19 protein-coding genes are annotated in these 25,985 nt (G+C 38.5%); all 19 read right to left on the bottom strand.

From position 1 onward, the window contains the following. The gene (locus CBS1_RS02160) at positions 1–1,284 is read right to left on the bottom strand and encodes an ArsB/NhaD family transporter (protein ID WP_090222614.1); all 1,284 of its coding nucleotides are present in this window, start codon (positions 1,282–1,284) and stop codon (positions 1–3) included. A gap of 26 nt (positions 1,285–1,310) precedes the next feature. Next, a complete protein-coding gene (locus tag CBS1_RS02155; protein ID WP_033191056.1) occupies positions 1,311–2,558 on the bottom strand; it encodes an ArsB/NhaD family transporter in 1,248 nt (415 codons plus the stop codon). Next, on the bottom strand, positions 2,555–3,703 hold the full coding sequence (locus CBS1_RS02150) for a tetratricopeptide repeat protein (RefSeq protein WP_033191055.1): 1,149 nt from the start codon (positions 3,701–3,703) through the stop codon (positions 2,555–2,557). Before CBS1_RS02150 ends, CBS1_RS02155 begins: the two co-directional genes overlap by 4 nt. Before the next feature lie 30 nt (positions 3,704–3,733). After that, positions 3,734–4,984 carry a transcription termination factor Rho gene (rho, locus tag CBS1_RS02145; RefSeq protein ID WP_176759494.1) on the bottom strand — a complete coding sequence of 417 codons (1,251 nt, stop codon included), beginning with the start codon at positions 4,982–4,984 and terminating at the stop codon, positions 3,734–3,736. 75 nt (positions 4,985–5,059) lie between these two features. Beyond that, positions 5,060–5,689 carry a uracil phosphoribosyltransferase gene (upp, locus tag CBS1_RS02140; RefSeq protein WP_176759493.1) on the bottom strand — a complete coding sequence of 210 codons (630 nt, stop codon included), beginning with the start codon at positions 5,687–5,689 and terminating at the stop codon, positions 5,060–5,062. After that, entirely contained in the window at positions 5,686–6,735 is a 1,050-nt protein-coding gene (gene prfA, locus CBS1_RS02135) for a peptide chain release factor 1 (RefSeq protein ID WP_176759492.1), read from the bottom strand. The genes upp and prfA overlap by 4 nt, the downstream gene beginning before the upstream one ends. Further along, positions 6,735–7,793 (bottom strand): type IV pilus twitching motility protein PilT, encoded by a 1,059-nt coding sequence (locus CBS1_RS02130; protein WP_090222610.1) that lies wholly within the window; start codon positions 7,791–7,793, stop codon positions 6,735–6,737. Before CBS1_RS02130 ends, prfA begins: the two co-directional genes overlap by 1 nt. Positions 7,794–7,819: 26 nt before the next feature. Continuing rightward, positions 7,820–9,406 (bottom strand): DNA polymerase III subunit gamma/tau, encoded by a 1,587-nt coding sequence (gene dnaX / locus CBS1_RS02125; RefSeq protein ID WP_090222609.1) that lies wholly within the window; start codon positions 9,404–9,406, stop codon positions 7,820–7,822. A 33-nt stretch (positions 9,407–9,439) separates the two neighbouring features. Continuing rightward, entirely contained in the window at positions 9,440–10,342 is a 903-nt protein-coding gene (miaA, locus tag CBS1_RS02120; protein WP_164969234.1) for a tRNA (adenosine(37)-N6)-dimethylallyltransferase MiaA, read from the bottom strand. Between the two features lie 62 nt (positions 10,343–10,404). Then, positions 10,405–11,076: an organic solvent tolerance protein OstA gene (locus CBS1_RS02115; protein ID WP_090222607.1), complete on the bottom strand. Its 672-nt coding sequence runs from the start codon at positions 11,074–11,076 to the stop codon at positions 10,405–10,407. A 48-nt stretch (positions 11,077–11,124) separates the two neighbouring features. After that, entirely contained in the window at positions 11,125–11,880 is a 756-nt protein-coding gene (locus tag CBS1_RS02110) for a hypothetical protein (protein ID WP_090222606.1), read from the bottom strand. Continuing rightward, positions 11,852–12,646 carry a patatin-like phospholipase family protein gene (locus CBS1_RS02105; RefSeq protein ID WP_241685545.1) on the bottom strand — a complete coding sequence of 265 codons (795 nt, stop codon included), beginning with the start codon at positions 12,644–12,646 and terminating at the stop codon, positions 11,852–11,854. The genes CBS1_RS02110 and CBS1_RS02105 overlap by 29 nt, the downstream gene beginning before the upstream one ends. Positions 12,647–12,658: 12 nt before the next feature. Further along, positions 12,659–13,963 (bottom strand): S-layer homology domain-containing protein, encoded by a 1,305-nt coding sequence (locus tag CBS1_RS02100; protein WP_090222602.1) that lies wholly within the window; start codon positions 13,961–13,963, stop codon positions 12,659–12,661. 34 nt (positions 13,964–13,997) lie between these two features. After that, positions 13,998–15,278, bottom strand: a complete 1,281-nt coding sequence (locus tag CBS1_RS02095; RefSeq protein ID WP_164969233.1) for a PEGA domain-containing protein — start codon at positions 15,276–15,278, stop codon at positions 13,998–14,000. A 185-nt stretch (positions 15,279–15,463) separates the two neighbouring features. After that, entirely contained in the window at positions 15,464–15,934 is a 471-nt protein-coding gene (locus CBS1_RS02090; RefSeq protein ID WP_052107042.1) for a MarR family winged helix-turn-helix transcriptional regulator, read from the bottom strand. 16 nt (positions 15,935–15,950) lie between these two features. Continuing rightward, positions 15,951–17,294 carry an aminopeptidase gene (locus tag CBS1_RS02085; protein WP_090222599.1) on the bottom strand — a complete coding sequence of 448 codons (1,344 nt, stop codon included), beginning with the start codon at positions 17,292–17,294 and terminating at the stop codon, positions 15,951–15,953. Positions 17,295–17,334: 40 nt separating this feature from the next. Further along, positions 17,335–18,264, bottom strand: coding sequence for a UDP-N-acetylmuramate dehydrogenase (murB, locus tag CBS1_RS02080; protein ID WP_084384032.1), 930 nt, complete (start codon positions 18,262–18,264; stop codon positions 17,335–17,337). Continuing rightward, a complete protein-coding gene (locus CBS1_RS02075; RefSeq protein WP_090222597.1) occupies positions 18,257–22,207 on the bottom strand; it encodes a diguanylate cyclase in 3,951 nt (1,316 codons plus the stop codon). Before CBS1_RS02075 ends, murB begins: the two co-directional genes overlap by 8 nt. 43 nt (positions 22,208–22,250) lie before the next feature. After that, positions 22,251–25,889, bottom strand: coding sequence for a tetratricopeptide repeat-containing diguanylate cyclase (locus tag CBS1_RS02070; protein ID WP_090222596.1), 3,639 nt, complete (start codon positions 25,887–25,889; stop codon positions 22,251–22,253). Between the last annotated feature and the right edge of the window lie 96 nt (positions 25,890–25,985).

The following is a 25,985-nucleotide window of genomic DNA, read 5'->3' as shown; positions in this document are numbered from 1 at the left end:
TTACATAATTCTCAGAAGTATCAACGAATAGACATTCGATATGACTAAGCTAATGAAAACAGTTATTGCTCCATACTTTACAAAATTACCAAATGTTATCTCCTTTCCTTTGTACTTTTTCAAAAGTGTTAGTCCAACAACATTTGCAGAGGCACCTACTGGGGTCAGATTGCCGCCCAAACAAACTCCTAAAGATAAAGCGTACCATAATGGAGTTATGTTTGAGAACTGTGGATTTATAGCCGGCAACCCTTTTATAACCGGAATCATTGTCGCGGCAAACGGTATGTTATCGACAAAGCCAGAAATGATGCCAGATGCCCACACAATGACGGAAGATAGTGTTACCATTGATCCGGATGATACTTTAACAAGAAAGTTTGCCATATCATTCATCAAGCCCACTTTCTCCATTGCACCAGTTATTATAAAAAGACCAAGGAAAAAGAATATTACTTCCCATTCCACTTTTTCTAAGAAAGGTGTTATTTCATGTGATTCAAATATCAATAAACCGAAAAATCCAGCGATAAGACCAATGATTGAACTTTCAAGTTTCAGTTGCTTTTGAAACAGGAACAATGAAATAATGAAAAACATAAATATAGCAGCCATTATAAATCGTCTCTTACTTTTTACAACCTTTGATTCATCAAACCTGCTCAAAAATTCCTTTGAAAATTTCTTCGCGAATTCTTTTCTAAAAGCGAGTATTAGTGCTACGTCCGTTAAGAAGAGTATAATTAAGTTTATCGGAACCATGTACTTTGCAAATTCGGCGAAAGGGATCCTTGCGGCGGATGTAATCAATATGTTTGGTGGGTCCCCTATCGGAGTCATAGTGCCACCAATATTGGAAGCAAAGACCTCGCCAAGAACAAACGGGACGGCATCTATACTCAGAATATCACTTATTGCAAACGTGACGGGAATGAATATCAGAACAGTTGTAACGTTATCAATAAAAGCGGAAACAAAACCAACAACGAAAGTCATTGCAAAAAATAGCTTTGGTACGCTCGTCCCAGCAATCTTGACGGTTTTGATGGCTATGTATTCAAATATTCCAGAGGTCTCCATTACGCGTACAAAAATCATCATGCCAATAAGAAAAAGAAGGGTATTAATATCTATGGATTCTTTCAACCCTTCGTAAGGATCAGGAAAGATCCTGATAGCCAGTAATGTTAAACCACCGACCATTGCTGCAATGGTCTTGTTGATCTTTCCTGTGACAACAAAATAAAGAACGAAAGCAAACATCATAGCCACAACAATCTTCACTTTGTTCACCTTCCCAAAACTTCAAATCAAAAACCGGTTATAGAATATACTATCAAAAACACACTTGAAATTATACCGCTAAGTAAAACCGGCTTCAACATACTTTTGGTAAAATCAATAAAAGATAATGTTTCATCCTTTAATTTCTTTAGAAGATTGTTACCAACGATGTTACACATCGATGCTACAGGTGTTAAATTCCCACCAATCCCAACACCCAAAGCAAGTGCCCAGTACAAAGTGGTTGGTGCACCTAGGAGAATAAGTTTCTTTATTATCGCAAGGTATATCATCGTCACCGGTAACGCACTTAAAAAGCCTGTCAAGAAGAGTGAGCTCCAGAAAATAATCAACGCTAATATGAAAGGAACGTTAATCCTTGAAAGTACACCTACAGCAGTGGCAAATAAATTTACGTGTTCCAAAGAAAAGTTTAAAAAGTATAATCCTGTGATTAGACTTAAAGTGTCCCAGTCAACTTCTCCCACAACTGATTGAAAATTCTTCTTTTCAACAAAGAGTAACACCATTGCTCCAAGCATTGTGATAATCCCTAGTTCTAATCGTATTTTTTCATGTAACATCATCAGTACAATTATTCCAGTAAAAACAAGCAGATAATATAACCAGTTATCACTTGTAGATTTATCTCTAATAGTTTGTACATTAAACTCCGTCTCGGGCTCTTGAACCCTTAAAGCCCTCTTTGCAAATAGTAGTTGTATAAACAATGTTAAAATACCAACGGGCATGAGGTGAATTATAAACGAAACGAAACTTTGACGAGAGGCGCTGTAAATGATGATATTCGGAGGGTCACCTATAGCCGTGGTCACACCGCCAAGGTTTGAGAAAAAAAGTGCATTGATCAAAATAGGTTTTGAGTCAACTTGCAAAGCATCGGCGGTGTAAAAGAGTATCGGAATAAATATCAATATTGTTGTGACGTTATCTAAAAAACTTGAGAGCAAAAATATAGCGATATTGATGAGTATAACTGCAAATAAAACCTTCCCCCTGCTTAAGATTAGTATTATCCTCGAAATCTCGACAAAGACACCTTTTTCTTTTAAAATAGCAACGACTGTCATCATGCCTATGAGTATAAAGAGTGTGTTAAAATCAACTATTTTAGATATGTGTGCGAGATCAAAACCTCCAACTAGTAACACAGAAACGAGCCCCAGCATTAACGTTGAAACTGAGGAAACGTTGGGCTCGAAAATTATGTAAGCATAAGCTATAGCATACAGAACAAGAATTAATGATATCAATTATTCTCACCCTGCCTGAGTTTAATAAGTTTTTCGACTAACACTTTTGTTTCTTCGTCGGTAATCTTTTCCAGAGTATCGAATTCTGAAAAGTCTTTCTGTATTTCTTCGTATAGATCAGCTGTTAACTGAATTTCTTCATTCCAACTATCTCTAAGTGTTTTCAACTTACTCACGAGCTCAGCTTCAATACTTTCCAATTCAAACTGAGTAGTTTGTTCCTCTTCAGGCTTTTGCTCAACCATTCTTCCCAGGTCTTCAATCAATTCTTTAGTCTCGCCAAGTATCTCCTCAACAATTTTTTCTCTTTCAGCCCAATCCTTTTCTGCTCCACCAGATGGTTTAAGTTCCAATTCTTCAAAACTTTTAGCTTCCTCCGGCTCTTGACTGGCATGCTGTGTAGAAATCTGTTCAAATATGTCTTTGAAGACGTCTATCTCACTTTTCAACAACTCTTCAAAATCAACAATTCTCGCATCTTCCGGTATGAGCTGAAATTCTTCAGAAACCTCAGGCTTAGGTTGCTCCACAGTTTCGTAACTTTTAGAACCACCTGTGTCAACAACAGGAGAAATCTCGGATGGTTTTGCAGGAAGTTCAACAACCATCCTTCTAGCTTTGTAAATCCTAAGTTCTGCTATTAGCAGGACCGAAAATGTGGTAACAAAGATAATAAGCACTGGGACCCAGTTAATTTTTGATTTTTGTTGAACTTGAGAGACTACTTGAGTAGCTTCTTCAACTGTAGTAGGTCTGTAAGTAGCAATCCATTTTTTCCATTCGTCTTGAGCTTTACGTTGAGCTATAGAATCAAGCAAAGCTCTGACAAAATCGTTGTTATAACCGGCAAGATAACTTCTCGCCTTATCGTAATCACCCATCATATAAGCTGATATTCCCATTTTAAACTTTATCTGTGAATCGTATCCTTCAATTTTAGGATCTGTCGAGAGTGCTAGCTCGTAGTTTCTCAAAGCGGTGGAATAATCACCAGATTTGTAAGAAAGCTCAGCTGCGGAATAATATTCTATTGCCCTCTGTGAAACAGCCAACAGCAGGGTTGCAGTGGCCAAAAGTATTGCAAAAATTAACGTGAATAATGGCAAAATGTACCACTCATTAAGATGCGACTTTTCAAAAGTCATTAACGCACCTCTCAAAAAGTTCAATTTAAACTAAACACTTTTTTGAGCATCAATTAACGCAAGAAATTCAGCATTTGTTTTCGTGTCCTTAAGCTTATTTAAGATCAGTTTCAGACCTTCTTCTTCACTCATGGAATCGAGCATTCGTCGCAGCAACCAAATTTTCTTAAGGTTGTTCTGAGTAATTAACAGTTCCTCTCTTCTTGTTCCAGAGAGCGTGATATTTATCGCTGGGAATATTCTTTTGTTTGCAAGCTGTCTTGAGAGAACCAATTCCATGTTACCTGTACCTTTGAATTCTTCAAATATGACCTCATCCATCTTAGAACCTGTTTCTACGAGAGCCGTTGCGATTATGGTTAAGCTTCCACCTTCACGAGTATTTCGTGCAGCTCCAAAAAACTGCTTTGGTTTATGTAACGCAGCAGGGTCAACACCACCAGTCAACAATTTCCCACTCGGTGGCACCGTTATGTTATACACACGCGCAAGTCTCGTCAAACTATCTAAAAGCACAACAACGTGATTACCATACTCGACAAGACGCTTACACATCTCAAGTGTTAATTCGGCTATTTTAATCTGTTTTTCGGAGGGCATATCAAATGGAGCTGCAATAACTTTTGCATCAACGGATTCTTTGATGTCGGTAACTTCTTCAGGTCTTTCATCGATAAGCAACACTATTCTTATTGTGTCCGGATGATTTTCGGCTATGCCGTTGGCTATCTCTTTTAGTATAGTCGTCTTACCTGCCTTCGGAGGAGCAACTATCATACCACGCTGGCCTTTTCCAATAGGCGCAAATAGGTCTATAAGTCTTGTTGAGAATATATCGGGCTTAGTTTCAAGAACATATCGTTCTCTTGGATAATCAGGTGTCAAGTTTTCAAAATTAACCCTCTCATTTGCAAACTCAGGGGGTTTGTAGTTTATTGCTTCGATTTTAATCATCGCATTGAATCGTTCACCCTCTTTTGGAGGGCGAATGACTCCAGAAACAATGTCACCTGTGTTTAGATTAAATTTCCTGATTTGAGATTGCGAGACGTATATATCCTTTGGACCGGAGAGCATCGTTTCCAAACTTCTCAAGAAACCATAGCCGTCAGGAGCGATTTCAAGCACACCTTCACCAAAAAAATAACCTTCAGCCTTTGCTTTGGCCTCGAGGATTTCGAATATTAAGTCTTGTTTCCTCATGCTAGTATACCTTGGGATATCATATTTTCTTGCCAATTCGTATAGTTCTTTCATTGTCATTTCTTCAAGTTGTTTCATACTAATTCCTTCGCTCAATTAACGGCCACCTCCGGATTAAGAATTACCAGAAATATCTACTATAAAAAAATGTCCTTACTTCGTTCTGTAAAGTCTGTCACCTGCATCACCAAGCCCAGGAAGAATGTAACCGTGGTTATTCAATTCCCTGTCGAGTGAAGCTGTATAAATATCTACATCAGGGTGCGCTTCTTCCAGTGCTTTGACTCCTTCAGGCGAGGCTATTAATGATATGAAAGTGATTCTCTTACCACCAAGTTCTTTCACTTTTCCAATTGCATCAATAGCAGATACACCTGTTGCCAGCATTGGGTCAAGGATGAAGATTTCACTTTTGTCATGCAATTTAGGAGTTTTAAAATAATAATCAACAGCTCTAAGTGTTTCGGGATCTCTGTAAATTCCGATATGACCAACCGATGCATTCGGCAATAATTCGAGAATTCCATCTACCATTCCAAGCCCCGCTCTCAAAATAGGAATTACAACGATGTCTTTATCATTTATGTAATAACCTTTGGTCTTTTCTAAAGGGGTCTCTACTTCTATTTCGTAGACTTCGATGTGTCTGGTTGCTTCGTATGTTATCAGAAGTGTGATCTCCCTTAGTAGCTCCCTGAATTCCTTAGGTCCTGTTTCTTTCTTACGCATGATCGTTAACTTGTGTTTGATTAAAGGATGGTCTACCACGTGTAGCATCATTATCCCTCCACTGCCTGAAGAATCCCGAGTTCTTTAAGCTGTTGTTGAATATCATGCTGCATCAATTTTGGTATAATAAGGTCAAGGTTCCCATCAAGAACAGCCTGAAGATTGTATATCGTTAAGTTAATTCTGTGATCCGTAACCCTGTTTTGCGGGAAGTTGTAAGTTCGTATCTTTTCGCTCCTCTCGCCAGTACCTATTTGGTTCTTGCGCTGGGAAGATATTTTTTCCTCTTGCTCACGACGTGCAAGTTCGTATAACTTCGAGCGCAAAACCATCATTGCTTTTTCTTTGTTCTGATGCTGTGACCTTTCTGACTGGCAGGTAACCACAATTCCAGTAGGCAAATGAGTAATTCTAACTGCAGATTCTGTTTTGTTTACATATTGCCCACCAGCACCTGATGCACGGTATGTGTCGATTCTGAGGTCCTTGGGGTCTATGTATATGTCTACATCTTTGATTTCAGGTAAAACAGCCACAGTTGCCGTTGAGGTGTGTATTCTACCGCCAGATTCCGTGACCGGAATTCTTTGAACTCGGTGTACACCTCTTTCGTACTTCATGTAGGTACCACTGTTTTTACCTTTTATTCTAACAACTACTTCTTTATAACCACCTAAATCAGACTTACTTTCGTCGAGTATTTCTGTTTCCCATCCTTTTGATTCAGCGTATCTTAAGTACATTCTCAACAAATCACCTGCAAAGAGAGCAGCTTCTTCTCCTCCTGTCCCAGCACGTATTTCCAAGAACACATTTCTATCTCTAAATTCATCTTCGGGAAGCAACTGAGCAAGTATATCGTTGGCTACCTTTTCTAATTGACGGTCTATTTTTTCTATCTCGGATTCGCTACCAGGTTCCTCTTTCCAGAGCTCCTTTTCATCTAGCAGATTAAAATACTCGGTTATCTTTTCGTCTATTTCTTTGAAATTCGTGTACTCGGCCGATATCTTAATCATCTCTTTCAGTTCCAAGTTTTCCGTCATCTTTCTCTCAAGTTCTTCCAGCATTTGCTTGACCCATGTCCTGATACTTTCCATTAAACTCCTGTCCATCCTATTTTCTTAGACACCTCCTCAGGATTGCGTGCAAAACCTATAAGTGTCTCTTTCGTTATTGCATTGTCAAAATATGCCTTTAGAAGAGCATCATCAAAAAGAACATTTCCAAGTTTCTGAGCGGTTTGCATGATGCTCTCTATCTGATGAATCTTTCCTTCTCTTATGAGGTTCTTTACCGCAGCATTTGCTACCAATATCTCTGCAACCGGCATCATTCCCACCGTCTTCTTTGGAACGAGCCTTTGGTAAACAACGCCTACTAATGTATTTGCAAGCTGCAATGAAACCTGCTTCTGCTGATGAGCCGGAAAGACGTCAACAATTCTTTCAGGTGCCGTTGCTGCAGAGTTTGTGTGAAGAGTCGCAAGGACCAAATGCCCAGTCTCAGCGGCTGTCAGTGCCAACGAAATTGTTTCTAAATCCCTCATTTCACCAACAAGAATTATATCCGGATCTTGCCTGAGTGCGTATTTAAGACCATCTGCAAATGATTCCGTGTCTCGCCCTACTTCACGCTGATGTATCAGTGAATTCTTATTTTCGAAAACGTACTCTATAGGATCTTCTATCGTAATTATGTGGTATGCATACTTGGAATTAATATAGTCAACCATAGCTGCAAGCGTTGTGGATTTACCGCTTCCGGTAGGACCTGTTATGATGATTAGTCCTGTGTCTCTATCGCAGAAATCTCTAATGGTCGTGGGAAGTCCAAGTTCTTCGAAGGTCCTTATACGCTTTGTGATAATCCTCAAAGCCAAAGCAGGATTACCACGCTCATAGTAGAGGTTGGCCCTAATTCTTACATCTTCAAAACCGAAAGAGAAATCCACTTCCTTATTATGGCTCATTATATCATGTTCTTCTAAAAGACGCGTTACAATATCTCTCACTTCGCTTGGAGTAAGAGGTTTGTAACCTTGCATCTTTGTTAAGTATCCATCAACACGCATAATTGGAGGGTTATCTGCAGATATATGGACATCTGTGGCTCGAGAATTCTTCGCTTTACTTATAATTTCGTATATATCTACCATTCTCCACTCACGCCCTTTCGTTTAAGTTAATCTGTGAGCAGAATCTTCAATTTTTCCAGGACAGGATCATGGTCATCATCTGCAAGTTCTATTACAACATCTCTGTTTTTGCCAGACTTCTTTTGATAGAGCAGAGCTATTTGATCCTTCTTTTCTTTTAATACCTCGTAGCTGAATTGTTTGGATTTATCGAATACGATTCTTACAACGTCATCTAGTTCATAGACCGTAGCAAGAGACAGACCAACAAAGATCGATAAGTCACCGTTCAATTTCAAATCCTCTAAGATTTCGCTTGTCACAAATCTAAGCTGAGTTTGGGATTTCGAACCTTCAGTAGGAGTAACCTCCTCAATTTGGTTCTTTGTCAAATCTCTTTCTCCGCCATTTTCGAGCTTTTCAATTGGTGATACGACACTTTCTTTGACTTTCTCTTCTGCTATCATCTTTGTTTCATTTGCAGTTCCTTTATTAATACCATTGCTTGTCGTTTGAACCAGCTGCTGAACTTCTTCTTCTGACTCAACCGAGGATTTCGGAGTTTCTAAGCTTTTGGTTTGAGCTACAGTTTTTGATGAATACGTTGCCGTTGGTTGTGAGAATGGAATTTCAGCAGATTTGTTTTGCATTACTGCTAAATTAAGCATCAACACCTTTGCCAGTAAGAGTTTCTCCTCGGCAGTTTTTAACTCTTTTTGTATTTTATAGATCTCAGAAGCCAATTTGATACCATGACTGTTTTTCTGCTCCAACAACTTTTCTATAACCTGTGTCAGGAATGTGTCGAAATCCCCTCTTTCTACGTAAACTTCGTCTATAATATCTTCAACACTTTGCAAGTCCCCAGTACGTAGCGATTCAATAAACTCATCAATTGTTTCGTCACCTACCAATCCTAAAGCCTCGTTAACAGCCTGTGGGGTGACTTCCCCACCAGAATATCTTACAACCTGCTCAAGAATTGAGAGTGCATCTCTAAGTCCGCCTGCAGCTTTTCTTACGACCTTTTCCAGTGCCTCATCGGTTACATCGTAACCTTCTTTCTCGCAAATCTCTCTAAGACGGCTTTTAATCTCGTCATTTGAGATGTTTCGGAATTCCAAAACTTGGCAACGAGAGATGATAGTTGGAGGTATTTTTTCAGGGTTTGTCGTGGCTAAAATAAACACAACATGCTGTGGAGGTTCTTCTAATGTTTTAAGAAGTGCATTAAAAGCTTCCTTTGTAAGCATATGAACCTCGTCGATGATGTATACTTTGTATTTCCCCATAACGGGTGTGAAGTTCACACCTTCTCTGATTTTTCTAACCTCGTCGATGCCTCTATTTGAAGCGGCATCAAGCTCTATAACATCCAAATGCGATCCGTTGTCAATAGCTTTGCACGAAACACATTCGTTGCACGGTTCTTTGTATTGGTTGTTTTCACAGTTCAACGATTTTGCGAGAATCCGCGCAGTTGTGGTTTTTCCAGTACCACGAGGACCAGCAAATATGTATGCGTGACTAATCCTGCGTTTGTCAAGAGCATTTTTCAAAAGTCTTTTGATATGTTCCTGTCCGACTATTTCCGAGAACCTCGTTGGTCGATATTTTCTATACAACGCTTCCATATACTCCACCTCTGTCTGTAACCGCTCTCTTATCTAGAATTGGGCCTCTTTTTGGATAATCCTAAGAACACTTTCCAACGCTTCTTTTCCAGGTTCCAGCCATATGGCGTTTGGAAATCTTCTAAGATATATTATCTGCCTTCTTGCGTAATGTCGTGTGTTTCGCTTTATTAGATGCAGTGCCAACTCCAAACTGTACACTCCATCCAAGTAGTCTATTATCTCTTTATATCCTATGGTTTTGAAAGCATCGAGGTTCTTACCGTATCTTTCGATAAGTGTCTTTACTTCTTCAATAAGCCCGTGCTCAATCATCTTTTCGGCACGGCGATTTATTCTGTCGTAAAGCTCCTCTCTCTTTGGATTCAAGACGATAAGTACGAAGTCTTCATAATTTGCCTGTTGGGTTTGCAGCTCAGAAATTCTCTTACCTGTCTTTAGATAGACCTCTAACGCTCTAATGGTGCGTTTAATGTCTTGCGGATGAATTCTTGATGCAGCTTCCGGATCAAATTCTTCGAGCATTTTTCTCAAAATTCCTGGTTCCTGTTCGTTGAGTTTGCTTAACTCCTTACGTATGTTTTCATCACGTGAGACGCCTTCAAAAAAACCTTTTACTAATGCATCTATGTAAAGTCCTGTGCCACCAACATATATTGGTATCTTTCCAGAATTTCTTATTTCTTCTTCTTTCTCTTTCGCCATCTTTTGGTACAGAAAAGCGTTGAAATATTCGTTTGGTTCAATAATATCGATCATATGATGTTTTACTAGAGCAAGCTGATATGGATCCGGTTTGGCTGTTCCAATGTCCATATATTTGTATATCTGTCTTGAATCCATAGAGATGACTTCTATAGGTAAATGTTCTGCAAGTTGAATGGCAAAATCGGTCTTTCCTGAAGCCGTTGGTCCGGATATTATTATCCTTTTCACTCTAATCCCCCATCGCATATTGAATGTTTGCTGAAAAATTTTACGGAAAGAATGACATCAAACTATTCGACTTTCAGTTCAATGCTTACGTTGTTGGCCTTCATATCGTTCTTTTCAGTATATATGACAGCATCAGAAGCGGTCATCTTTATACCCTTTTGATCATCGGTTATGACAACTGCTCCGTAAAGATAAAGCTCTCCTTTCTTTTTGTCGTATTCAAACCTATCTGCCACAGCCTTAACAGCACCTTTCGTTATATTTACTCCGCCTTTCTTCGTTCCATTATACTTATCGTTCTCAAGATCAAAGTTAAGAGTATCACTGACCACGATTATTTTCTCATTACTTTTTGTATCAAGGATTGTGACGGTCGAATTTGTTAGGTTTCCTGTTCTGTTGTCCAGGTCATAAGTCATTTTCTCCGCTACCGCACTACCTCCATCAAATGTGAACTCAACTTTCGTTGGAATGTCGACAGTTCTCCATTTATCTCCGACTTTTTTTACGTACATCTCAGCTGTCTTAAGACTTACTTTGTCCTCTTCAATATTTACGAAGACTCGACCTTTGTAGTATATAATATCGCTTTTTGGTTCCACATAGTCAGCGGAGACTCGTACAGTTTTGGACTTTTTCTGTGTCGTTGTAGTGGCTGTAGTTTGTGAAGTCAAAACAATTACAACTGCGATAAGCAGCACAAAAATGCCGAGTACTTTCAAAAACCTTTTCATAAATATCCCTCCAGCATGTATTAATTTATCTAAGGCTTCAACAACCTTTTACTTGAGTTTCTGGGCAAGTTCCTTCCCTGCCAGGTAGAAGCGATTACTAATGGACCTAAATTCGTTGTTGGCTGAACATTTAAAAGGAATCACTGCTGTTGCTTTTGCCTTTGACGTTGCAAGCTTAATTAAAGCAGATGTTCTGGCAAAGGTAGCCATAAGAAGGAAGTCGGTAGCTTTCCGAGGTTCAAAATTATTATACCAGTCAATGTATATTATACCATCCCCTTCGGGAATTCCAAACACCCAACTTGAAGAAATATACCCATCAACTGGAGCAAAATCAATAGGATATGTAATTGCACGCATCAAAATTCCTCTTGCATTGCCAAAAAGAATATCGTCTTGGCTCTTCTCAAGGTTATAAGCATGAATTTTAATTTTTTGACTCTCATTAATTTCTATATCAGGTATCCACTTTTCAACAAATTCTCTAAGCTTCTGATTCGAAAAATTGGTGTCTATCTTTCTCTGAATCTTGTACAAGAGAAGTAAGTTCTTCCCAATTTTGTCTAATGAAGGTTCAGAAGCACCTTTGAAGAACTTGAAAGCTTCGTTCCACATGTTTGAAAGGCTATTATAAGCACTGTTTTTTCGATAAAACCATAAGATCAACGGTACGCATGAGAAACCGCTGCAGTGTATTTCCAAGTCATCACTTTCTGTCAGCTTCTCTTCATCAAGGGCTGTCAACAATCCCAAAGAACCCAGGTAATGTAAAATATCACCGCCTAATGAAATTTTCAAACTCATCTTTCACTCTCCTTGCGACGTTTAGAGCATTTTCATAAACCTCTGCGTACTTATTAAAATCTTGCCAGTTGACATTGACAGGATAACTAAATACAAAGTCTGCAATGCTAAGTTCATGTTGTATAATATACGATTCTTTAATCGCATCAATAGTAAGCATAAGCTCCATATGCGTTGTATATGATGGGACACTCTCTTTAAAAATACTTGCGACGATTTTATCCACTCCATATTGCTTTAATTCGAACGTTGGGACCGGAGAAAGAACTCCACCATCAAGCATTCGAACACCTGCAATGTACGTAGGTTCGAACACGCCAGGAACTGTACAACTTGCAAGCACCGCGTCAACAACATAGCCTTCATCTATAATAAAACTTTTCCAACTTTCAATATCGAAAGCCACAACCAAGAGTTTGGTTTTCAACTCGGAAAACTTCCTTTTTCCAAAGAGAGCTTTAAAAAACTGGTAATACTCGTCAAGACTGTAGAGAGATTCCTTTATAACCATTTCAAAATTCATTATTGGTTCTGGTTTTGATTTTTGTTTTTTGAGGAATTTTCGAACAGCATCTGAAAAGGCTTTGTAAACCACGTCCGAATCGTTGTGCAATGCATACAATGCACCAACTATAGCACCTGCTGAAGAGCCTGATATAATATCGGGCTTAGTTTTACATTCCTCAAAAACCTTTAATGTCGCTATATGCGAGAAACCTTTTACTCCCCCAGCTTGTAAAGCAAGTCCTATCATAATTACTATCAATTCCCTTCTCTTTCATTTGAGAATCACAAGAATTCCTGCGATGATGGAAACTAACAAGCTAATGTAAGCAATTGTGCGGATGGATGACAGTTGGTTGTTCAGAGTTTCCATCTGTGATGATATGGTTTTGATTTCGTTGATATTGTTCGTATTGGTCGCTTCAACTTGCGAAATTCTTTGCTCTAGTGCATACAATTTTTTCGTCGAACTCTGAGATAAAACTAATTCGTTAAGAATATACCTTTGCTCCAAGGAAATTTCAGAAATTTTGTCTTCAAGCTTTTTGTACTTCGCCTCAAGCTGATCAAAACGGTTCGAAAGAACTTCTAAACTGGAAAACGCGTTAATAACTGTTAAAGCATCTAAGGCCTCTAAACGTTGCAAAAAATCTTGACCTTTTTCAATAACTTCTTCGAGAACTCCAAGACGCGACTTTAAGGCTTCGAGCTCCTCAGATAATTGTCTTACTGATTTGTCTAGATTACCTTGCAGCTCTGTAATTTTGTTCATAGTGACATTAGATAAGTTTTTCAAATCATCCGCTGATTTTGATTCAAGTTTTGAAAGTTTTTCCGAAAGGATAGTTGTAGCAGTAGAAAGCTGGTTGATTTTCGTTTCCATATCAGCAGTTTTCTTTGTGAGTTGTTCTATATCTTTGTCGTAGTATTTAGGTTGTGGTAGAGAATTGATTTTCGATTCGAGAGTTCCTATCTTTAATTGCAACTGCTCTATCTCCTTGCTATAGTCTTTTGGTTGCGTAGCTGTTGAAATTTTGTTTTCAACAAGCGCTAGCCTTTTGGCCAGTGCTGAGATATCGCTCTGAATTGAAAGTAAACCCTGCTGGTCTTTCGATGCATCTATTTGCTTGGACTCTAAAATACTAACTCTATTCTCAACTGCTACAAGTCTTTTTTTCAATTCGTTTACTTCGCTCTGCAACACGGAAATATTTGTTGATGACCCTGGGGAAACGCTGGGTATTTGTTTTTCAAGATTGGAAATTCTTGATTCAATTTTCTCCAAAACATCTGACTTTGCACCCTGCGTGCCTGGTAGATCATACTTGTTTATAAGAGCATACAAATAACGAGCAAGGTCAAGTTTTGTCACCAAAAGTGAAGGTTTAAAATTTCCATTAGAATCTACATCCATAATTCTTTGTTCGACCAAAAAACTTACGGCTTTGTACTCAGCCGCCGATGGAGACAAATCTTTTATCGTGGCAGCAAAGGAATAACTGACGATGAAGATTACCGCGATTACAGAAACAAGAAGCGTAATTTTAGCATTTAGTATTTTGTACATGAAATGAGTCATTGTTCTCACCTCACACAATGATTAGAGAAAAGTCTCAAAATGATGGACAGAATTCATTGAGATGACCTTTCTTGGTTTCGACAATTTTTTCGTCCACTTTTAGGTCATTTCTCACAAATACCAACTTGTGCTTGCCTGCAGTTGTTACGAAGAAGTAAATGGGCGTAGTTCCAACGAATTTATCGTCCCAGTATACCTCGTATGCATCTTTTGAGTAGATGTTCACGAGTACCCTATCTTCAGAATCAACAACCGTAGTGCGGTTAACTTGTAATTTCTCTTGGCTGTTACCTTTTCTTTGATCGTACAAAAGCACTGTTGAACCACTTGCCACCTGCAAAATTGTAGGCCCCTTAAACACCTTACCATCTATTACACAAACTATGTCTTTGCTTATTATTACAGGAATACTCTTGGGAGTATCCTTAATAGTCCCGTCACTAAAGCCATACCAAACAACGTTTCCAGTTGCGTCCTTTATTGTGGTAAACCACGTTTTGAAAACCACATTACTTCGTTCATATCCATCGTACTCTACTGTTAATTCGTCCTTGAACGTTCTAATAGAGACCTCCGACTTGGGTTTTAGATTATAAAATATCACGGAATCTTTTCTCAAATCAACCTTTGTTGCATACTCTTCGTAACCTTCGGAGTATATTCGAACTTCATAAGTGCTTTCTGGTAGCAGCAGCGTGTTTGGAAGCTTAAAAACTTGACCTGCAATGGACGCGTACGCTCCACCTGGAGTTCCATCAATAGATAATTTGTATAGCTGTGTAGAATCAACTTTATAGGTATACTCATCCACGAACGGAACTTCAAACTCCTGGATATTCTTCAAGAAATTGATTGGTAAATAAATCTTGTGCTTGCCAGGCGTAACCTCCAGTGATGTTGGGATGCTTATTGTCTCTCCGTTGAAGATGACGTTATCAATCCTTTTATCCGAGATTAGCTTGAGTGTTACCGTTCTTTTTAGTGATATTTCAAGATTTTTTTCTTCATATGGGCTGACTTCTACCTTTAATGTCTTCGTTGCATATTCAGGAGCTTGTACCACAATTTCATGAATTCCGAAGCCTATTTGAAACCTTGCGATGCCCGTACCAAGATCACTATTTATTGCTTTACCATCAACAAATATCCTTGCACCGGCGGGGTTTAATTTTATATTTAGAAAGGACGGTAATGACAATTCAACGGTAATCGTTGCATCCTCTGTGACTGTTTCTTCATACGGGATATAACCAGGCTTGACAACTTTTAAGACACCTGGTAACTCTGCAGTAAAACTCAGTGCGTCCTTTTGCACAATCCCCATGAGTCGATCATTGAAGTAAATCATGCTTCCCTTGGGTGCGTAGACTGTAATTGAAAATAAGGTCTGTGATAAAAACATTAATAATGTAAGAAGAATTGTAAAAATGTATAGTTTTTTAGAACGAATCTCGCCGACCAGAAGAATCTCTCCCATTCCAGAACTTGCCAATTTGCTCTTCAGTGTTGCTTTGGGCTCATAACTTCATAAAGTATATCTAAGGCATTGTGTACTAAAGTGATTTTTTCTTCAGGTATTTGCTTTATAACCTCTTCCACATATCTAACTCTCATTTCTATAACGGATTTTATCACCTGTTCTCCTAGAGGAGTGATAGCTACTGTGAATACTCTTCTGTCTGTTTCATCTCTTCTTCTATCCAAGAAACCATCTCTCACCAATCTCGTTACAAGGCCACTGGTTGTACTTTTTGCAATACCCAAAGACTGGCTTAATTTTGTCATTGTTTGAGGCCCGTTGAAATAAACCCGTTGTAGTAGGTCAAATTGTGCGGCAGTGATGCTGTAGTTCTTCAGAGCTTCACGCCCTTGAACACGTATTCTAAAACAGATAGTCCTCAAAAGTTGCTCAAGATGAGCCGGTAAGTCTCTTCTTGTCTCATTTTCTGTAATGGTGCTATCTGAAAACATCGAACCACCCCATTTTTTATAGTTCTTCGATAAGAACTTTGAATGCAAGGTAGGTCTCGTAAAGGTCAGCTTTTGAAACAAGTTCGAATGGTGCATGCATACTCATTAACCCTGGTCCAATATCAATTGTATCAAATCCTTCCTTTGCAAGGAATTTTGCTACCGTTCCTCCGCCTCCAACATCAACCTTGCCCAGCAGGCTTACTTGCCATGATATCCCGTTCTTATTAAGAATGCCTCTAACCTTACCTACCAACTCAGCGTGAGCTTCGCTTGCCCCACTTTTTCCTCCCCTACCGGTATATTTTACCAAAGCGACACCGTATCCTGCCTTAGCCACGTTCTGTTTGTCATGGACATCCGGGTAAGATGGATCAAAAAGGGCAGTCACGTCAGCTGAAAGAACGGTTGATTTATCTATAATTTCATCGAGCATTCTCTCAGTGTCGCTGAATCCGTCAACTGAGAGTATTTTTCTCAAGAACGCCCTGTAAAATCTTGCTTGGGCCCCTGCATCTCCTTCGCTACCGATTTCTTCCCTATCGAACAATATAACACCGATAGCTCTATTCTTTGGTTGCGCATGTAATAACGCCATAACACCTTCGAATGCACATATTCTATCATCATGACCATACGCTCCGATGAAGCTACCGTCAATTCCTACATCTCTTGGTTTCAAAGCTGGAACAAGCTCCAAATCTGCACTTACGAAATCTTCTTCCTCAATACTGTATTTTTCTTTTAAGAGATTCAGGATATATTTCTTAACAGGCTCTTTTTCTTCACCTTCAAGTGGAATTGAACCAAGTACCACATTCATCCTTTCTGCTTTAAATTGTTCGCTTACTTTTTTGTCTTCTTTGTCCAAATGTGGAAGTAGGTCGGGAAGGACCAACACAGGATCATTTTCATTACAACCTATGCAGACATTTATCTTTTCACCGTTTTCTTTTACAACAACGCCTACAAGTGCCAGAGGTAGACTTAACCATTGATATTTTTTCACGCCACCATAATAGTGCGTTTTTGCTAGAGCGATTCCAGAGTCTTCATACAATGGATTTGGTTTTAAGTCAATCCTTGGAGCATCAACATGTGCAGCAACAAAATTGATACCGTTCAAAATCTTTCCATTAATCGCAACCAATGATTTGCCCCGGTTTACGTAGAACAATTTCTCTTCTTTACCTGTATACTTTTCTAGCGGGATGTAACCATTATCCAAAAGCACTCTTTCAAAATACTCAATGGCTAATCTTTCTGTTTTCGCATACTCGATAAACTCTTTGTACTTAGCGGAAAAATGTTCGACCTCTTCTCTTGTTCGTTTTTTCCAGACCAGCTCGTTCATCCCCATTTCTCAGGCACCTCCACTCATCCTATATGTAAAACGCTTGCTACCAGATTTCAACTTCCGTTTCCAAATCAACGCCATAGTGCTCCTTGACTTTGCCTTTGATAAACTCAATCAACTTTAGAACATCGGAAGCAGTTGCGTTCCCTTTATTAATTATAAATCCTGCGTGCTTTTCAGAAACTTGAGCCCCACCAATTTGATAACCTTTTAATCCTAACGATTCAATAGCCGTACCAACATAGAAGTCCGGTCTTGGTCTTTTAAAAACACTACCTGCGCTTGGATACTCTAATGGTTGCTTTTCGTATCTCTTCTTCATTGTATCAAGCATAAGATTGTGTATTTTCTCTCTGTCCCCCTTGGATAACTTTAGGACAGCCGAAATTATTATAAGCGATCTTTCGTGCTTAAATATACTGTCTCTGTAACCAAATCTTGCTTCCGATGAATTTATAGTAACAACTCTACTTCCGTCAAATGCTTGGATACTCACAACATTCTGTGCCATTTCCCAACCATAACAACCTGCATTCATGTAAATTGCCCCGCCGACACTACCTGGCAACCCAAAGGCGTTTTCCAAACCTGAAAGCGAATGCTCAAGCGCAAATAAACACAAACTCTTGAACGACATTCCAGCAGATACGTTTACAAACTCATCACGAACTTCAACAAAATCTATCCTTTCTGTAGAAATAACGGCAAAATCCTTTTCATCATCGGTTGGGATTATATTCGTACCTTTACCAACAACTCTAAATGGAATTTCGCATTCTTTGAGGAGCTTTATTGCTCCTAAGAATCCTTCTGTCGAGTTTGGAATTACAAATAGTGGAACAATTCCACCGAGTCTAAAACTAACGTGATGAGAAAGGTTTTCATTGAAAAACAGGTCGCAACCTAAATCCCAAAGCTTCTCTATCATCCTCTTTTTAAAACCTCGAATTTGTTTTTCGTCACCTTTACGCATGCAATCCACCCGTCATTCCCTCCGAATACAAAACGATTTTGTCCTTACCGGTATTCTTTGCGTGGTACAAGGCTACGTCGGCCTTTTGAATTAATTCCTCTGGATTGTTAACCTTACAGAGTGGATAAACGGCTACCCCGTAACTCAGCGTGATTTTGAACGGGAATTTAGTTATATCCCTTGTTAACCTTCTCAATCTTTCCACAACTATAAGCGCTTCTTCTCTACCAGTCGAAGGGAACAAGAGTACAAATTCCTCTCCACCGAATCGGGCAACAACATCGGTTGAACGGACGTTATCGCGTAATATTCTTGCAACCTCTTTCAATACTTCGTCACCAGTGAGATGCCCGTACGTATCATTTATATTCTTAAAATTGTCGATGTCGCACATAACAACACATAGTTCTCCGTTCTCGGAAACTGCCTTGTTAAAGTGATGCTCAAGCAACTCACTGAAATGGTATCTTGTGTACAGTTTGGTAAGCGGATCGATCAAGCTTCTCAGCCATGTTAACGTTCCTTTCATAACAGCAATGAAGCTGTATTCGAGCAGTTGAAGAATTGGCAAGAGCTCTTTCTTATAGTCTTCTGAAAATCTTGCTTTTGGATTTGACAACCAAAGTTCGTATGATGCACTTTGATCAACGTTATCAATAAGATAAATTTCCAAGGGAATTGTACTAAAGGTTTCCTTTGATGGTTTTTCCCCTTCAGAAACACCTATGGCTGTTTCAAAAGCCTTATCTAAAACGCTATCGTACACTTTAAGTAAAATAGTTCTTGCAGGTATAACTGATAATATCTTTGCTGAGAAGAAATTTAGAAGTCTTTCTGGTTCTGTTTTTGGGTCTATGGCTTTTAAGCTTGAAAGCAAATCATAAGAGAGTGCAATTAATTGCTTTGAAGAAACCCTCTTCTCAGACTCTTCAGATTCAATGTTGTAAATTTTGCTTAACGATTTAGCCGCGTTTTCCATGCCGATGTCTTTATACAATGTTAGTGCTTTTGAGTAATAAGATCTGGATTTGTACTCATTTCCAAGAACCTTATAGTAATGACCATATCCTTCGTAGACCATAGCAAGGGACAATAAAGAACCGTCAAGCACATAATTGGTTTCTAAGTACTCAAGTTCTTCCTTAAAAGCATCTGGAACACTCTTGGCAAGTTCTTCGCCAAGAACTGCTGCCATCTCTTCCCTGAAATACTTTCCGCCAGAATCCCTGTAGCGTTTCCATTTTTCTGGGAATTCACCACTTTCCAAGGAAGATATAACTCTTACAATCTCTTTGGTATCCTCTCCAAATTGCTCACTTTCTAAAACCTTCGGTATAAGCTCTTTTGCCTTGTCAAGATTTCTTGACAGAAAGTACACCGACAAAACTTCCGCAGACATATCAACACCAAAACGCTTTCCAACAGATTCGAGGTGTTCGAGTGCATTTTCCAATTCAAAGTTATATGAATGATAGAAGGCCTCAATTGTATTAGCAAATATGATTTCATCCCTAAGCCCTAACATTTCAAGTTTTGGCATGAGTTCCGCCATACCAACTAGGAAATCCTTTATTCTGCCAGCGTAAAGGGCATGCGAGAGCATATTTAACCTTGCCAAGTAACTTCGGGCAGGCAGTCCTATTCTTTCTGCGACTTCTACAGCCCTCTGTAGGTACTCCATCGAAATCGTTGTATTCGTAACACCGAGTGCAAGATTATTGTAAATTGACGGAAGCTTGTGAGCAATATTGTAGTCCAGTGCGAGTTTCTCAGCCTTTCTAAGGTATTCAATAACTCTCGAAGAACTGGAGCGCGCTATAAAAGATATGAAGATGTAAATATCAACAATCAACCTCACGTGCACGGGATTTGTTTCATCAAGATTTTCAAGTATCTGTTTTACTCTTTCATAGTATTCGTTTCTTTTAGAAGATTGCGCTACTTCGGATGACATTAAGAGAAACTCCCGCCTCAAATTACCAAATGGACCAAGGTCAATTTTTGAGTTCTTCAAAATCTCTATTGCTTGATCGTAATCGTACAAAAGATAATAGTAGCGTGCTTTCAGATAAGTGTATATATTCTTATCCGGAATCTCAATGTCCTCTGCATAAGTTTTGTCTTCTGTTCTTTCGAATAATTCCAATGTTAGCTTGAGAAAAGCGTATGATTCTCGTGAATTAATCAACCTTTTGGCTTTTTGTAAAATGCTGTGTATCACAGAAGGAGAAGCATAATAATTAAGCATTTCGTTGGCATACTTAAGATAAGCTACAGCTGCTGATATTTTGTTTCCTGACAATTCTAAATGCCAAGCCTTCTTTTCAAAGTCATTGGTTATTGCAGCTAACCTCTTGTGTAGCTCCAATCTTTCATCCACGGGAATAGCTTCGTGCATAATTTGCCAGTAATGTCTCAGCGTGAAACGTATCTTGCTGTATTCCCTGTAAAGTATGCCATCTTCAAAGAGTTCCTGTAAGCTTATTTCGATACCTAAGAATTCTTCCAAATGCTTTACTTCATCCAGTGTAAATTTTTGTCCCAGTATCGCAAGGTACTTTGTCGATGCATGTTCGTACTTACGTATTCGATCAACGAACGCAGTTTCGATGTTAAGTTCCACCAACCTTTCTACATCGCACACAAATTGGTCTTGAACTTTTGTTAATATTTCATTTTCATAGAGATATCTTAAATTTTCCACAATCAATCCTGGTAGTCCTCCACTGGCTCCGTACAGCCAATCAACAAGGATATCTTCATTTTCCACCTTTGAGAAAGACTCATTCAAAAGTCTTCTTATCATATCCTTGGTGAACGGTTTGAGTTCAAATCTTACTTCAAAATCCTCCGAATCTTCTACTGAAAATGCCAAAATTTTTATCTTCCCTGAAGTTTCTAATGTTGCAATTCTTCTTAGGAACGCTCTTAATAACTCAGAGGCTTCGTGGTAATCATCAACAAAAATAATAACTTTATCCAGATAGCTCAACGCCTCTACCACATCTACGCTGATTGTGTCGATCGAACAAACATTCTCTAAACAATAAGTTAGACGTGTCAGTAGACTATCAGGTATACGTTCCGACGAGATTTGCAACGTCTGAGCAATCAAATCTGAAGCATTCATAACATGGAGAAAAGGTATCCCACTTTGCCTGAAGTAGTTTTGGAGATTTTCTATTGTGGTTGTTTTACCAACTCTCTGAGGACCTATCACACCTATGAAGTTTTCCTTTTTTCCAGGATTACTAATAAAATCTATTAGTTCCTTTTCCTCATCTCTCACTATCCTTCTTACAGTCAGTATCTTTTTTGAAGGTAGAACGTTGTGGAAGGGAATTTCCTCGGTGAATTCTCTTTTGGATACGTCTTCTACTATCATTGGTTCAACTACTTTTTTAACTTCAGAGTTGTTGATTAATTCGTAAATCAATTTTCCAAAAACATAGATCGTTGATTTGTCTGAGCTCTCACCCTTGTAAAATTCTGGAGCTATGAAAATTTTCCACCTTTCGCTCATCTGGTGTACACTTTCTAAAGACTGTATCAAAGGAAGAAAGATTCTCACTTCGTCATCCGCTACTATAATATCATCCAAGCCAATGTATGGGATGTAAAGCTTTGGAATATGCAAAACTGTTTTTAAAATAGAGAATAACTGCGGAACAATTATCTGAAGGTGTTCTTGAGTAATCTGATTAATTGTTTTGTAAGATGATATATCGTACACGAAAATATCTCTCTCACGCTCCTCAAAGTAAAAATCTTCTGGAACCAAAATTCCACTGATACTTCGCGCCAAATCTGAACGTAAAATGACCTCAGCTCGATTGTGAATCAATTTCTTATCGACAAATTTGGCAATTTTTTTGTATCCGTTTATTTCAACAAGGTAATCACTACTCCAGTACGTATCCCCTAGATATTCCAATATCTCCACAGTACTTTACGCCTCCTGTAGGCATAGAGTTTTAATTTGTTTTTCATTCGATGCAAACTCTGTTCTTTCCCATTTCCTTGGCTTTGTACAATCTCTGATCGGCAAGACCCAAGATTTCGGTAATGGTTGACCTTTCCAGAGAGGAAGAAATACCAAAGCTGAGAGTAACCCTAAAACCAAAGATACTTTCGGAAGCCATTTCCAACCTGCGCCGGATATTTTCGCAAACCTCCAAACACTTGTTCTTTTCCGCTTCCAACACCCCAACAAATTCCTCTCCACCGTATCTAGCTACAATTCCAAAACCTTCCACCTCTTCTTGTAAAATCTTTGCAACATTTCTCAATACTTCGTCTCCTTTCATATGACCGTAATTGTCGTTGATCTTCTTAAAGTCATCTATGTCAGCCATGAACACACTGATTTCTTTCTGCTTGAGTTTAACTTGTGGTTCTTCCAAGTATTCTTTTAAGATCTGGGTAAACCTCCATCTATTGTACAGCCCTGTTAGAGAATCTCTCATTGCTCTTTCTCTATATATTATTCCTTTGAGTTGATTTGAAAAGAGTTCATCCAACAACGTCAATTTGTTCCAAAATTCTTCAACTTCTGATTCTTTTTTAATAGAAAAATTACCCGCTAAATAAATTATGTATTCGCTGTATTCGTCTATACTACCAGAAATGCCAACCTCAAGCGGATCAAGTTTAACAATATTTGTCTGTTTGTTTTGTGGTAAGAAGCCAATAGTTGATGAAAGATTAACTCTTTTATCAGTCACTGAAATGAAAACAGATTGTGTTCGGAAGATACTGATGATAATATTTGAGAAAATCCTTAGAAACTCATCCAAATTGACTCTCTGATCCAAAGATCTTAGAATCTCCAACGTTTCAATTATCTCGTAACCTGTAAGTATATTGTCCACCTGTGGTTCTAAATCTTCGTCCAAAAATTCTCTAAAATCATCCTCTATTCCTAACTGTTTTATGAGTTTCATCAATCGCAACTTTGTCATATTATATTTTAATTCATTGCGGATCAACTCGTAATATCTTAATTTTGCCAACAACACATACAGGAGCGAAAGCTTTGTCATCTCTGAAGTGTAAAAACTATCCCATTTATTTAATTCCTCCTCTAACTTACCTTTATCAACTCTGAAAATTTGGTCAGTGAACAAGTAAAGTATCTCTTCCCTTAGAAGTGTGTATGGAGAGCTTACATACTCTGACCAAGCTCTAAAGAATTCTTCATCGTCTCTGGCAATAATCATACGCACAAGGTATTCAAACGCTCGTGTATGGATTGCAGGATCATCCCGATATTTTTCTATCAATTCCCTAGCATTCTCTTTCTTTCCGCAAAGCATTTCGTGAAGAATCATAGCCCTAAGAGAAGAGTGCGGTAAGTCATTTTCCTTTTCTACCAAAAGGGCTTTATTAATGTACTCCCAACCTTTTTCATAATGGCGCAAATATGAATGAAACATACCGTACAGTCTATACAAAAAAGCCGTATTAGAAGGTGACCTATATCCAATTGAAAGGTCTTCCATCGACTTGAGTTCGTTAAGTAATTCTCCAAACCTTCCGAAATACAAAAGTTCACGAGCCAAGTTCATCCTTGGAGATAAATTGTAGTGTACGTAGCCAATCTCTCCGGCGATTCTAATTGCTTCCTTGAAATAAACAATCGAAAGTAAATAACCGTCGTACGATATCCCAAAAGAGTTAAGGATTCTCACAAGAAGATGTTTCAAATCGTATTCTCTGGAAATTTCCAAGGCTTCCCTCAGGTAATTTATTGACTTTTCAGGATTAGTGTGACTTAGAGCGTTTCCTATTTGCCACAACCACTCTGCCTTTAATTCAGCCCACTTTGTGTTCAAGATAGGCAGTTTTTGGATTTCTTCGACACTTATTACCTTGTCTGAGAGTTTATCGTAATAGTTAACGTGTGCCCTCTCTTTGATTAAAGCAAGTTTTAAAAATTTGTACTTTGTTAGATTTTGGTGTTTGAGAATCTTTTCTGCGTATTCAATACAATCATGGTATCTTTCTTCAAGAAAGATATCAAGTACTCTTAAGTAATCGTAAATTATTTTGTCTGGTAAGTTTGCCTTCGTGAAATTTAACCGTACGCCTATGCGGTACTCAAGCTCCAGTTTAATCCTATGGAATGCATAAGAATCAGTTCTGCCATTTTTTTCAAGAACTGAATACGCTCTTTGCAATATATCGGAAAGTACTGAAGGTGAAAAAGTATATCTATCCATAGCATTTCGAACAAATCTCAAATATTCCACAATAGCTGCGATTTCTTTACCTGCCAAAAGATAGTGCCAAGCTGCCTTGAAAGAGGAATGACTATAGGGACTTATCATTTTTCTGTATTCCTGTGCCATTGCTTCGTGCAGCTGTTTTAACTCGTTGCTTGTTTCCCTTTTTTCATCACCTAATAACAGGTCACCTAGCTTAGGATCGATGTTAACAACGTATTCACCATCGTCGGAACGAACTATTTTTTCTTTCATTAAGTTTTTCAAAATACTTTCTCCATCCTTACCCGTAACCCTGCTGAAGAGTAACACATCATCTCTTGAAAATTCTAATCCGAGAGCCCTTATTAGCACCTCTCCGTCTTTAAGCTCCGAAAGCTTCGTCTTTAATTCTTCAAAAGGCAAGACGGGTAATGTAATATTTGCAGTTGGTACACTGACCACCATGTCGGGATTGATTGATTTGAACGCTAAAACAACAGTCTTTATTTCAGAATGCTTTAAGATTTCTAAGAATCGTCGTATCAGGTAGTGAGGCTCCACAGTATCTTTAACCACAACTACCAAAGGACTTAGCGTTCTAAAAATCTTTAAAAGTTCAGTGATTATCGTGTCGAATTTACAGCTTATATACAGACATTTAATAAGTTCTGAAAACTCCACAGTTGAGAACTTCTCACGGTTTTTCCATAAGATTTGTCGTGCAATGTTTGTAAAATCATCGCCGATGTAAAGTAGAGTCCTTCCACGATCTGCAAGGTACCGGTCAATTCTGGCTACGTAGTCTTTGAATAAACGATAATAACTACTTGTATCGACAAGTATCTCCAAATACTTTTTTCCCTCCTGTGCACTCGAATCACATCGTTGCTCAATTTCTGAAACTAAAGCAAATAAAACTTTCTCATCCAGTCTATCTTTCTCCAATTCATCGACTCTAATAGTTCCATCTCGCATTCTTGAAATTATAGTTGCATATTTATTGGCGATATCGAAAATCTCAATAAAATTTGCTAAAATGCGTAATGTTGAGTATTTATCATATTGACCTTTCTTGAGATATTCCTTGTCGATAAATATGTACTTACCTATTTCGCTGTTTTCACGGCTCAACACATCATGATAAAGTGTTTTGTAGAAATCGTATTTAAAAAGCACAGGTGGTTTGAAAAAGAATTCACCAGCAAATGTAAACACATCAAAGACGCTAAAGGCTGGAAAAGGAGGAATGTTACCAAGTAAAACAAACCTGGCAATCCTTAGAATTGCCTCGATAAGCTTTTCACGCTCTTCATCTGTAAGCTCTCGTAGTCTTATTTCTTCATTGATACATTCTGCGATATGTTTCTCTCCTGAATATCTGAAGAGTACCGATATTTCGGCCTCGGAAGGTAAAATCATAGCGGGAAGAATGAACCGTTTAGAAAATGCAAAACTATTTATATGTACAACGAACTCTCGGAAATCCTCGACAATGTTCCGATCAGAAGTCCACTC

It is taken from the genome of Fervidobacterium changbaicum, from assembly GCF_004117075.1.
GTDB classification, from domain to species: domain Bacteria; phylum Thermotogota; class Thermotogae; order Thermotogales; family Fervidobacteriaceae; genus Fervidobacterium; species Fervidobacterium islandicum.
The sequence above is the reverse complement of the archived record's forward strand: the minus strand, read 5'-3'. Positions and strand labels throughout refer to the sequence as shown.